At 75.3% G+C, this 10,947-nt stretch carries 9 protein-coding genes and 2 pseudogenes; 4 read left to right on the plus strand and 7 right to left on the minus strand.

Features of this window, described 5'->3' with window-relative positions:
- Nucleotides 1-506: pseudogene (locus tag ABD317_RS27085) on the plus strand (SARP family transcriptional regulator); the annotation flags it as partial.
- Nucleotides 507-584: 78 nt separating this feature from the next.
- On the opposite strand, the gene ABD317_RS27090 reads toward ABD317_RS27085, so the two are convergent.
- The 3 genes from ABD317_RS27090 to ABD317_RS27100 form a co-directional block, all read right to left on the minus strand.
- Complete coding sequence (locus tag ABD317_RS27090; protein ID WP_344292886.1) at nt 585-1,070, minus strand: pyridoxamine 5'-phosphate oxidase family protein; 486 nt, start codon at nt 1,068-1,070, stop codon at nt 585-587.
- A 204-nt stretch (nt 1,071-1,274) separates the two neighbouring features.
- Nucleotides 1,275-1,871, minus strand: a complete 597-nt coding sequence (locus ABD317_RS27095) for a flavodoxin family protein (protein WP_344292888.1) — start codon at nt 1,869-1,871, stop codon at nt 1,275-1,277.
- A gap of 95 nt (nt 1,872-1,966) precedes the next feature.
- Nucleotides 1,967-2,974, minus strand: a complete 1,008-nt coding sequence (locus ABD317_RS27100) for a DUF3500 domain-containing protein (RefSeq protein WP_344292890.1) — start codon at nt 2,972-2,974, stop codon at nt 1,967-1,969.
- Between the two features lie 269 nt (nt 2,975-3,243).
- On the opposite strand from ABD317_RS27100, the gene ABD317_RS27105 reads away from it, so the two are divergent.
- From ABD317_RS27105 to ABD317_RS27115, 3 genes and pseudogenes are all read left to right on the plus strand, one after another.
- The gene (locus tag ABD317_RS27105; RefSeq protein ID WP_344292892.1) at nt 3,244-5,631 is read left to right on the plus strand and encodes an ATP-binding cassette domain-containing protein; all 2,388 of its coding nucleotides are present in this window, start codon (nt 3,244-3,246) and stop codon (nt 5,629-5,631) included.
- Nucleotides 5,628-5,762 (plus strand): annotated as a pseudogene (locus tag ABD317_RS27110) (AraC family transcriptional regulator); the annotation flags it as partial. The gene ABD317_RS27105 and the pseudogene ABD317_RS27110, both read left to right, overlap by 4 nt.
- A gap of 11 nt (nt 5,763-5,773) precedes the next feature.
- On the plus strand, nt 5,774-6,163 hold the full coding sequence (locus tag ABD317_RS27115; RefSeq protein ID WP_344292898.1) for a VOC family protein: 390 nt from the start codon (nt 5,774-5,776) through the stop codon (nt 6,161-6,163).
- A 49-nt stretch (nt 6,164-6,212) separates the two neighbouring features.
- Here ABD317_RS27115 and ABD317_RS27120 read toward each other — a convergent pair whose 3' ends face one another.
- The 4 genes from ABD317_RS27120 to ABD317_RS27135 all read right to left on the minus strand — a co-directional run.
- The gene (locus ABD317_RS27120) at nt 6,213-6,812 is read right to left on the minus strand and encodes a hypothetical protein (protein ID WP_344292894.1); all 600 of its coding nucleotides are present in this window, start codon (nt 6,810-6,812) and stop codon (nt 6,213-6,215) included.
- A 244-nt stretch (nt 6,813-7,056) separates the two neighbouring features.
- Complete coding sequence (locus tag ABD317_RS27125) at nt 7,057-8,430, minus strand: nitrosuccinate lyase (protein WP_344292900.1); 1,374 nt, start codon at nt 8,428-8,430, stop codon at nt 7,057-7,059.
- A 110-nt stretch (nt 8,431-8,540) separates the two neighbouring features.
- A complete protein-coding gene (locus tag ABD317_RS27130) occupies nt 8,541-10,511 on the minus strand; it encodes an FAD/NAD(P)-binding protein (RefSeq protein ID WP_344292902.1) in 1,971 nt (656 codons plus the stop codon).
- A 135-nt stretch (nt 10,512-10,646) separates the two neighbouring features.
- Nucleotides 10,647-10,947 (minus strand): helix-turn-helix transcriptional regulator (locus ABD317_RS27135; RefSeq protein ID WP_344292896.1); only part of this gene is annotated, 301 nt, incomplete at its 5' end.

Below are 10,947 nucleotides of genomic sequence, written 5' to 3' on the forward strand. Positions count from 1 at the left end.
CCCCGGCCGCCGCCCCCGCCGCCCCCGGCGCCGCCGACACCGCGGCCGCCGCCGCGGCCGCCGACCGGGTCGGCGCCGAGCGGCTCGACGGCGCCGGCATGCCCGGGATGGAGCGCGGGCTGCTGCCGCTGGCGCTGCTCTGCCTCCGGCTGCGGCACGGCCTCCCGCCCGTCGCCGACGGCGCCGCCGCCGTCGACTGGGGCCCGTACGAGCCGTGGGTGCGGCCCCTCGTGCTGCTGGCCGGGGGGCACCGCGCCGAGGCCGCGAAGGCGCTGCGCGCCGCCCCCGAGCCGCCGCGCGACCTGATGCTGGAGACCGCGTGGTGCCTCGTCGCCCGGGCGGCCGTCGCGCTCGGCGACCGCAAGACGATGGCGCGTGCCCGGGACCGGCTGACCCCCGCGGCGGCCGAACTGGCCGGTGCCGGGACCGGGCTGCTCACCCTGGGCCCCGTCGCCGGCCACCTCGCCGCACTCACCGCGGCCCTGGACGCCCCGCGGGGCGCATAGGGCCGGTGCCCGGACCGCCCGGCCGTGGCGGCGGCGGTGCGGAAGTGGGCCCCGGGCGTCTCCGCGCGGCCGGCGCGCTCAGAGCCGGACTTCGCGGCGGGTGTCGACGCCGGTGCCGTACACCGGGTCGCGGCCGCGTATGTGCACCTCCCAGCTCGTGGCCCGCGCGCGGTACAGCCGCAGGTCGGCGTCACCGCTGACGTCCTCCGGCCGGAACCGCGTCACACCGGCGTCGACGGCGCCGGCGAACGCCTCGTCGCACGCCGCCGCGAGCTGGTCCGCCGGCACCTGCGCCGCCGTCGCGCCGACGTAGACCGCGCGGCCGGCGCCGATCTGCGCGGTGGAGTCGTAGACCACGAAGGCGACCTCGGGCCGGTCGGCGACGTTGGCGGAGTGCTGCGCGCGGGGTGAGGAGACCCAGTAGAAGGTCCGGTAGTCGACGTGGGTGAAGTAGACCGGCGACACCCGCGGGCGCCCGTCGGGCTCGGTCGTGCCCAGGGTGAGGTACCGGTTCGTGTCGAGGACGCCGCGCGCCATCTCGGCCAGGTCGTCGGGAAACGTCACGTGGCCGCCTCCTCGCCGCACTCGCGCCGGGGTGCCCGCACCGGCAGGCGACCCCGCCCGCCGACGGCCGCACAGGGCGGGGAGAACACCGCGTACCCGAAGTCCTTTTCCATGCCCGGAGCCTACGGCCGCCCGCTCCTCCCCGGCATCCCCTGTGGACAACTCCCGCCCAGCGGGGCACCGCCGTGCCGGGGCTCGCGCCGGTCAGCCGATGCCGAGTACCGCCCGCCCCGCGAGTACCACCGCCGTGTGCCGCGCCACGCGCCTGCCCAGGTGCTCGGCGGTCGCGATGTCCGCCTTGTGTACGGAGTCGGTGCCCAGGTCGCCCATCGTGGCCGCGGCGGCGCCGTTGAAGTACCCGAGCCGGTTCAGGTCGCCCTCGCTCTCGTGGCTCAGGTGCCAGCCCGGGGCCAGCCCGAGGTTGACCCAGTGCATCTGGTGCTGGGCGGCGAGCGTCGCGAAGTACCCGAGCGTGATGTGCTTGTCGCCCGCCTTGCACGACGAGTGCGTGAACCCCGCCCCGATCTTGTCCTTCCAGGACTCCGTGCCCCAGCGCTTGCTGGTCGCCTCGGCGAAGGCGTGGAACGCCCCGGACGCCGAGCCCATGAGGGTCGGTGCCCCGAACACGATCGCGTCCGACGCGTCCAGCGTCTCCCAGTCGGACTCCTGCACGTCCTCGACGAGCACCATGGTCACCGCGGCGCCCTCGTCCTCGGCGCCGGCCCTGACGGCCTGGGCGAGCACCCGGGTGTGTCCGCGGCGCGAGTGGTAGGCGATCGAAACTCTGGGCGATCTGTCCATCCGGTCAGGATCTGCCGTGCAAGTTGACCGGGACTAGTCGGCGGCTTGCCGCCGACTTGGCGTCCCGGACCGGAGGGCGGCGCCGCGCCGGCCCGTCAGCCGGCCCGCCGGGCGTGCCCGTCCTCGTAGTGCGCCCGCAGCAGGTCCAGGCCCCAGTCGTGGCGCACGTGCCGCCAGACGGAGTGGGCGTGGTTGCCGTCGTCCTGGGTGTTGTCGTACTCGATGAGGAAGTCCGGGGCGCGCACGCAGTAGTAGTGCCGGTCGCCCGGGGCCAGGCCGCCGGCCCAGGCGAACGAGAGCGTGTCCAGCCCCTGTGCCACCGCGTCCGCCCAGCACGCGCGCGCGTACGCCTCGGGCGCCCGGGCCAGGTAGCGGCGCACCAGCCGCTCCAGCAGCCGCCGCTGACCGGCCGTCATGTCCCCGTACGGCAGGCCCGCCGGCAGCAGCTCCGGGTCGGCGAACGGGTCGGCGCGGGTGAGGATGTCGTCCGGCGGCTCGGCGGCGAAGACCGCCGTCGCACGTGCGCCGGCGCCCAGGTCCGCGACCAGCTCGCGGGCCATGTCCTCCTCCGGCCCCAGCAGCCGTCCGGCCCGCGGGCCGGCGGCGACCAGCGCGGGCTCGGAGCCGACGAAGTGCGGGGTGACCCGCAGGCCCGCGGGGGTGACCAGCACGTGCACGGCCAGGTGGTGGCCGTTCATCCGCCAGCCCCACGGGCCATCGCCGTCCGGGTCGCCGAGCAGCCGCAGCCAGTAGCGGTCGGGCCCGGGGCGGCCGATCAGCTCGCGGCGGTGCCGCTCCACCTCGATCGCCCCGGCGGCCAGCCGCCCGCCGTGCGCGCTGTGCGCCGCGGCGAGCAGCGCGTCGACGGCGGCGCGCTGCTCCGCGCCCAGCTCCTCGGTGGACAGCCCGGGACGGGGACCCGGCAGGTACGTCCACTCCCGCAGCTCGGGCGCGTCCAGCCGGGCGGGCCCGGCACGCAGCTCGCGTACCTGCGCCGGCTCCAGCACCGCCAGCAGCGCCCGCCCGGCCTCGCGCATCCGCGCTGCGGCGGCCGCCGCGGTCTCCGGCGCCGCTGCCGCCGTCGGTTCCTCCGACCCGCCCACCCGTTCCTCCGCCCGTCGCCGGTTCCCCGGGGGTGTGTCGCCCCGGGTGACCCATGGTGCAGCACGTGGACACCGCGCGGGCGCGGCCCGCGCGGTGTGCCGGCGCCCGCCGGGGCCTCCGGGAGCCGGGCTGTCAGAGGCAGGCTCTAGGGTGGCCGAGCACCTGTTCCCACGGGGGAGCGGCGCTTACGCGCGACCGCGGTTCCGTCTTGCGGAGCCGCCCGTCGCGGGGACCGCGCAGGCCGCCTGACACACGGAGAGAGACCAGCATGGCCAGCAGGAAGGACCCGGCCGCGCCCGCGCGGCACGCCGCCGACAGCCACGACCTGATCCGCGTGCACGGCGCGCGGGAGAACAACCTGCAGAACGTGGACGTGGAGATCCCCAAGCGGCGGCTGACGGTCTTCACCGGCGTCTCCGGCTCGGGGAAGAGCTCGCTGGTCTTCGACACGATCGCGGCCGAGTCCCAGCGGATGATCAACGAGACGTACAGCGCCTTCGTACAGGGCTTCATGCCCACGCTGGCGCGGCCCGACGTCGACGTGCTCGAAGGGCTGACCACCGCGATCATCGTCGACCAGGAGCGGATGGGCGCCAACGTCCGTTCCACCGTCGGCACCGCCACCGACGCCAACGCGCTGCTGCGCATCCTCTTCAGCCGCCTCGGCGAGCCGCACGTCGGCCCGCCCAACGCCTTCTCCTTCAACGTCGCCTCCGTCCGGGGCAGCGGCGCGGTCACCGCCGAGCGCGGCGCGGGCGAGACGGTCAAGGTGGCCTTCACCAGCACCGGCGGCATGTGCCCGCGCTGCGAGGGCATGGGCAGCGTCTCCGACATCGACCTCCGCGAGCTGTACGACGACACCAAGTCGCTCGCCGACGGCGCGCTCACCATCCCCGGCTACAAGCCGGGCGGCTGGATGGTGCGCGCGTTCGCGGACTCCGGCTTCCTCGACCCGGACAAGCCGATCCGCGACTACACCGAGCAGGAGCTGCACGACTTCCTGTACCGCGAGCCGACGCGGATCAAGATCAGCGGGATGAACATGACCTACGAGGGCCTGATCTCGCGGATGCAGAAGTCCTTCCTCGCCAAGGACCGCGAGGCGATGCAGCCGCACATCCGCGCCTTCGTGGACCGGGTCGCCACGTTCACCGACTGCCCCGACTGCGGGGGCACGCGGCTCAGCGAGGCCGCCCGCTCGTCGAAGGTCGCCGGCATCAGCATCGCCGACGCCTGCGCGATGCAGATCAACGACCTCGCCGAGTGGGCCCGCGGCCTGACCGATCCCTCGGTGGCGCCGCTGCTGAAGACGCTGCGGGAGACTCTCGACTCGTTCGTGGAGATCGGCCTCGGCTACCTGTCGCTGGACCGCCCCTCCGGCACCCTCTCCGGCGGCGAGGCGCAGCGCACCAAGATGATCCGCCACCTCGGCTCGTCGCTCACCGACACCACCTACGTCTTCGACGAGCCCTCCACCGGCCTGCACCCCCACGACATCCGGCGGATGAACGACCTGCTGCTGCGGCTGCGCGACAAGGGCAACACGGTGCTGGTCGTGGAGCACAAGTCGGAGGTCATCTCCATCGCCGACCACGTCGTGGACCTCGGCCCCGGCGCCGGCACCGCCGGCGGCACCGTCTGCTTCGAGGGCACCGTGGCCGGACTGCGCGCCGGCGACACCGTCACCGGCCGCCACCTCGACGACCGCGCCGCGCTCAAGGACACCGTGCGCAAGGCCACCGGCGCGCTGGAGATCCGCGGCGCGCACGCGCACAACCTCCGGGACGTCGACGTCGACATCCCCCTCGGCGTGCTCTGCGTGGTCACCGGCGTCGCCGGCTCCGGCAAGAGTTCGCTCGTGCACGCCTCCGTCCCGGCCGGCGCGGGCGTGGTCTCCGTCGACCAGAGCGCGATCCGCGGCTCCCGGCGCAGCAACCCGGCGACGTACACCGGGCTGCTCGACCCCATCCGCAAGGCGTTCGCGAAGGCCAACGGCGTGAAGCCGGCGCTGTTCAGCGCCAACTCCGAGGGCGCCTGCCCCGCCTGCAACGGCGCCGGCGTCATCTACACCGACCTCGGCATCATGGCGGGCGTCTCCACCACCTGCGAGGAGTGCGACGGCAAGCGGTTCCAGGCGGCGGTCCTCGACTACCGTTTCGGCGGGCGCGACATCAGCGAGGTGCTGGCCATGCCGGTGGCGGAGGCCGAGGAGTTCTTCGCCGCGGGCGACGCCCGCACGCCCGCCGCGCACCGGATCCTCCGCCGGCTGGCCGACGTCGGCCTCGGCTACATCAGCATCGGGCAGCCGCTGACCACCCTGTCCGGGGGCGAGCGGCAGCGGCTCAAGCTGGCCACGCACATGGGCGACAAGGGCGGGATCTACGTCCTGGACGAGCCGACCACCGGCCTGCACCTGGCCGACGTCGAGCAGCTGCTCGGGCTGCTCGACCGGCTGGTCGACGACGGTAAGTCGGTCATCGTCATCGAGCACCACCAGGCGGTCATGGCCCACGCCGACTGGATCATCGACCTCGGCCCCGGCGCCGGCCACGACGGCGGCCGGGTCGTCTTCGAGGGCACACCGGCCGACCTGGTCGCCGACCGGTCGACGCTCACCGGCGAGCACCTCGCGGAGTACGTGGGGGCGGTGGGGTGAGGCTGGAGGAGCTGGCCCGGCTGCGCCGGGCCCGGGACGCGATGGACCGCGACTACGCGCAGCCGCTGGACGTGGCGGAGCTGGCGCGGGTCGCGCTCATGTCGCCGGGGCACTTCTCCCGCAGCTTCCGTCGCAGTGCTTCATCGCCGTCGATGACCATGATAGAGCGCTCGCCTTCTACCGTGACGTTCTCGATCTGGAGGTCCGCGACGACGTCGAGTTCGAGGGGATGCGCTGGGTGACCGTCGGCTCGCCCTCGCAGCCCGACGTGAACATCGTCCTCGAACCGCCGCTCGCCGACCCGAACGCGTCGCCCGCCGACCGCGAGGCGATGGCGCAGCTGCTCGCGAAGGGCCTGCTGCCTGGGGTGATCTTCGGGACCGACGACTGCGACGCGACCTTCGAGCGCATCTGCGCCGCGGGCGCGGAGGTGCTGCAGGAGCCGGTCGACCAGCCTTTCGGGGTACGGGATTGCGCGTTCCGCGACCCGGCGGGCAACCTGCTCCGGTTCAGCCAGCCGCGCCGCTCCTGACCCCTCCCCCCCCAGCCACCCGTCCCCCGCCACCCCTGCCCCCCACTCCCTACCGCGCACCCTCCAGCCGGGCCGACCGGGCCGCGGCGGCCTCCGCCACCCGGCGGCTCTCCCGCGCCGTGCGCTCGGCGTCCGCCACCCGCTCCCGGGCCTGCTCCACCTGCCAGTGCGCCGCGTCCCGCGCCGCCCCTGCCGCCGCCATCTCCCGCTCCAGGGCGGCGATGTACTCCTGCGCCTGGCGCAACCCGGCCTCGGCCCGGGCCCGCTGCTGCTCGGCCTGGCGCAGGTCGCCGTCCAGCCGGACGGCCTGCCACTGCGCCTCCTCGGCCTCCTGGCGGGCGCTGAGCATCTCCAGGAAGCCGGCGAGGTTCCGCACCGCGCCGGCCATCTGCTGCAGCAGGTACGCGGCGGAGGCCACGTCGTGCACTTCGAAGTTGTTCGCGCCGTCGGCCTCGTCGGACACCCGCAGGAACGGCCGCCCCGGGCGGCCGTCGGTCAACGAGTACGCGCACAGATCCACGTCGAACCCCACTGTCTGGCGCGGGTCGTCCCGCCCCTGGTATTTCGCCCCGGCGTTCCAGCCCAGATGCAGCACCCGGGACAGGTCGTCACCGAGAGCCCCGAAATGGTCTTCCGGTGAGTCGGCCATGTTGCACCACGGCGGACAGACGAACTGGAGGCACTCATCCGTGACGGTCACCCCCTCCGTATCGTCACGGGCCGCCCCGGACTGGAGCGTTGATCACTCGCAGGGGGTACGGGCGGCGGCCGGAGCGGCGGCGACGTGCGGCGCCCAACTCGCCGCGCGCGCCCGGGTGATGGCCGTGCCGGTGCCGCGGGCACCTCGCGGCCGCGTGCGCGCGCGGCGGCAAGCCGTCGGCGGGGCCGCGGAGTTACGGGTCGGCGAGCGCCCGGTCCACCAGCGCCCCGGCCGCTCCGGTGTACGAGGCCGGGTCGAGGAGGGCCGCCAGCGCCGGTTCGTCGAAGTGCCCGGCGATCGCGGAATCCCCCGCGAGAATCCCCGCCAGCGGCCGGCCCGTACGCTCCGACTCCGCCGCCGCGTCGGTGAGCAGCTGCTTCGCCCGCGCCTTGCCCAGCAGCGGCGCGAGCACCGCCGCCACCCGCTCGGAGGTGACCAGGTTCTCCGTCGTCCGCAGGTTGGCGCGCATCCGGTCGGGCCGGACCTGGAGCCCCTCGGCGAGTTCGACGGCGGTGTGCGCCGCGCCCCCCGCCAGCCGCAGGCACTCGCGCAGCAGCTGCCACTCGGCGTGCCACGCGCCGGCGGAGCGCTCGTCCTCGGTGACCATGCACTGGGTCACCGCCGCGGCCAGCGCCGGGACCTGGAGGGCGGCGCTGCGGACGAGGGTGGCGAGCACCGGGTTCCGCTTGTGCGGCATCGCGGAGGAGCCGCCGCGGCCGGCCGCCGCCGGCTCGGCCACCTCGGCGACCTCGGTCCTGCCGAGCGACTGCACGTCGACCGCGATCTTGCCGAGCGCCCCGGCCACGACCGCGGTGGCCGCGGCGACGTCGGCGACGGGGGTGCGCAGGACGTGCCAGGGCAGCGTGGCGGGCGCGAGGCCGGTCTCGTCGGCGTACGCGGCGGTCAGCCGGGCGGCGTACGCGCCGGGGTCCGCCGCGTCCGCGTCGGCGCCGTCCAGCGTCGCGTACTCCAGGTACCCGGCCAGCGTGCCCGCCGCGCCGCCGAGCGAGACGGGCAGCCCGCCGTCGAGCAGCCGCTCCACCCGCTCGGCCGCGTCCAGCACCCCGCGCCGCCAGCCGGCGGCCTTGAGCCCGAACGTCGTGGGCACCGCGTGCAGCGTCAGGGTCCGCCCGGCCATCAGCGTGTCGCGGTGCTCCGCCGCGAGCCGCGCCAGGGCCCGCGCGGTGCGCAGCAGGTCGGCGTGGACGAGGCGCAGCGCCCGGGCGCAGACCAGCATGGCGCCGGTGTCGAACACGTCCTGGCTCGTCGAGCCCCGGTGCACGTACTCCGCGGCACCGGGGTCACGGCCGGCCACCACCCCGGTGAGCGCGGCCACCAGCCCGACGACGGGGTTGGCGGTCTCCCGGGCCGCGCACGCGAGCGCGCGCAGGTCGAGCAGGTCGGCCCGGGCGGCGGCGGTGATCGCGGCGGCGGCGGACGCGGGCATGGTGCCCGTACGGGCCTGGGCGCGCGCCAGCGCCGCCTCGGCGTCCAGCATCGCCTGCAGCCACGCCCGGTCCGACACCGCCGCTTCGGCGGGGGTGCCGGCCCGTACCGGGGAGAGCAGGCCGGCGTCGAGGTCCGCGGCGTGGCCGGCGCCGGTGCCGGGGTCGGCGCCGTCCGGGCCGCCCGGGCCGTCTGGGCCGGCTGCGCCGGGGCCGGTGGCGGGGGAAGCGGTCACGAAAGCTCCTCGGTGGGGTCGGGGCGGGTGCCGCCCGCGGGGGTGAGGGCGAGCACGGCGCGGGCGATGGCGTCCGAGTCGCCGAGCGTCACGGAGTTCACCCCCGGGCGTATGCCCGCCGCGGTCACCCAGTGCACGGCCTCGGTCGGCACGCCGTAGGCGAAGCGGCGTGGGTGCGTCCGGCCGGCCGCGTCGACGAGGCGGTACGGGCGCTCACTCACGGCCAGGCCGCCGGTCACCACGTCGGGGCCGGAGTCGCTGGAGATACGGTACGGACGGCACTGGCCGGTGGCGAGCAGGTGGGTGAGCAGGGGGTCGGCGGTCCGCCGGATGTCGGGCTCCGGCAGCCGCGCCTCGATCAGCGCCGCCGCCCGCACCGGCGGGCCGTCGACCCGGTTCGACTCGGCGACGAACGCCGGCTCCGGGCCCGTACGGTCGACGCGTACGCGCAGCTCCGGGCCCATGAACTCCAGGACACCGGCGTTGGCCAGCGCGATGGTCTCCTCGATACGTGAGGCGGGCGGGCCGATGGACAGGTAGGCGTTCAGCGGCGTGTACCAGTTCTGCAGGTCGTCTCTGTAGGAGATGCCCTCCAGCCCGCCGTGGTCCACCACGAGGCGGATCTCGTTGCGCAGGTCGCGCAGGACGTCGAGCGCCGCCTTGAGCGGGCCGCTGACGTTGCCCTCGCGGGCCTCCCGTACGTCGTCGGCCAGGTGGCCCAGCAGCCAGTCGCGGAACTCCGCGCGGCTGTGGAACTCGCGGGTCGCGTACGGGCGGTCGATGCGCTTCCAGTCCCAGCGGTCCGCGACGGGGATGCCGTGCTCGTCGAGCAGCGCGGCCTCGACCTCGGCGGAGGGCGCGGCGAGGTACCGCGCGACGAACGCCTCCCGCTCCGCCGCCCGCCCGGCCGCGGCGAGCAGGGCGCCGTAGTAGACGCTCGCCACCTCCTTGGCGATCAGCGGCCACAGATCGACGGCGAAGTACACCCGCCGGCCCTCGGCGGCGCGCTCGCGCAGCCGGGCGATGACCTCGGGGGTGAGCAGCCGCGGTTCGTAACGGCCGTGCGCGCCCTTCTCGTTGTGGCCGCGGGCGTGGTACGGAACGCCGCGCCGGGAACCGGCGAACAGCCGGGGCTCGCGGCCGGAGGGCCGGTACACCAGCCGGTCCCCGCTGCGCTCGAACCGGCCGCCGCGGCCGGTGGTGAGCAGGGCGAGGTGGTCGAAGAAGTTCAGCCCGAGCCCGCGCAGCACCACGGTCTGCCCGGGCGCGATCGCGGACAGGTCGGCGTCGGCCGGGTTGACGGGGGAGACGAGCACGAGCCCGCACTCCGCCGCCTCCCGCGCCAGCTCCTCCTCGCGCACGGTCGCCCGCGCCGGCAGGTGCCCCTGCGCGAGGACCACGGCGTCGAGGCGGGGCAGGCGGGTGCCGTCGGCGAGTAAGAGGCACTGGCCAGCCGGTCTCCCGTCCGCGGGCTCCTCGTCCAGCGAGACCGCGGTGGACCGGTGCACCTCCACCGTCACGTGGTCCGGGGCGTCGGCCACCACCCGGCGGAAGACGTCCTCCAGGTAGTACCCGTAGAACGCCCGGGTCGGATAGTCGTCCGTCCCCAGCTGCCGCGCCTCGGCCAGCACCCCGCCCGGCACCGCCGTCCCGTCCCCGTCCCCGTTCTCCTGTACGAGGGACCGGGCCCACTCGTGCAGGCTGGGCCCGGCCTCGATCGGTCCCTCCATCTCCACGCTGGCGTCGGTGAACACGGTCACCTGGGAGGCGACCGTGTTCATCAGCAGCAGATCCGGCTGGTCGGTCCGCCACACCCGCCCCGCCCCGGGCGGATGGGGGTCGACGACGTGGATCCGCAGCGCCTCGTGGGCGGGGGACTTGCGCTCGTTGGCGCAGATGCGCTCCAGCACCGAGAGCCCTCGCGGCCCGGCGCCGACGATGCAGACGGTCAACTCCCCGTTGGGCATGGACATCTACTCCTCGGCCGACGGCACGTAGCGGAACGTTGGTGAGGAGGTTTCCACAATGTCGGGCCTCACATCGATGGCAAGTTCCTGTGAGGTGATGGCCGGAAGTCTTGGGAGGCCGCTGACGTGCGGCTTCTAGCGGGGGGAGCAGTTGAACGCGGACCCGGCCGGGGCGGGCGAGGGGGCGAGGAGGGCACGGAGGCGGCCCGGGGGCAGCCCGGACTCGGCGCGTACGACGTGCGTCATGTGCGCCTGGTCGGCGAAGCCGAGTTCGGCCGCGAGACCGCCGAGGTCGCGTTCGCCGCCGGCCAGCCGCTCCAGCGCCCGCGCGGCGCGCAGCCGGTTGCGGTAGCGGCTCAGCGTGGCGCCGGTCGCCGCCCGGAACACCCGGCTCAGGTGGTGCGGCGAGCAGCCGAGTTCGGCGGCGAGGGCGAGC

The organism is Streptomyces synnematoformans, assembly GCF_039531005.1.
In the GTDB taxonomy this organism is placed as follows: Bacteria; Actinomycetota; Actinomycetes; order Streptomycetales; family Streptomycetaceae; genus Streptomyces; species Streptomyces synnematoformans.

Excerpts from the sequence above, each read along its gene's own strand:
- ABD317_RS27095 (WP_344292888.1), bottom strand. The coding sequence starts at position 1,871 with ATGGACAGATCGCCCAGAGTTTCGATCGCCTACCACTCGCGCCGCGGA.
- ABD317_RS27105 (WP_344292892.1), top strand. The coding sequence starts at position 3,244 with ATGGCCAGCAGGAAGGACCCGGCCGCGCCCGCGCGGCACGCCGCCGAC.
- ABD317_RS27120 (WP_344292894.1), bottom strand. The coding sequence starts at position 6,812 with ATGGCCGACTCACCGGAAGACCATTTCGGGGCTCTCGGTGACGACCTG.
- ABD317_RS27130 (WP_344292902.1), bottom strand. The coding sequence starts at position 10,511 with ATGCCCAACGGGGAGTTGACCGTCTGCATCGTCGGCGCCGGGCCGCGA.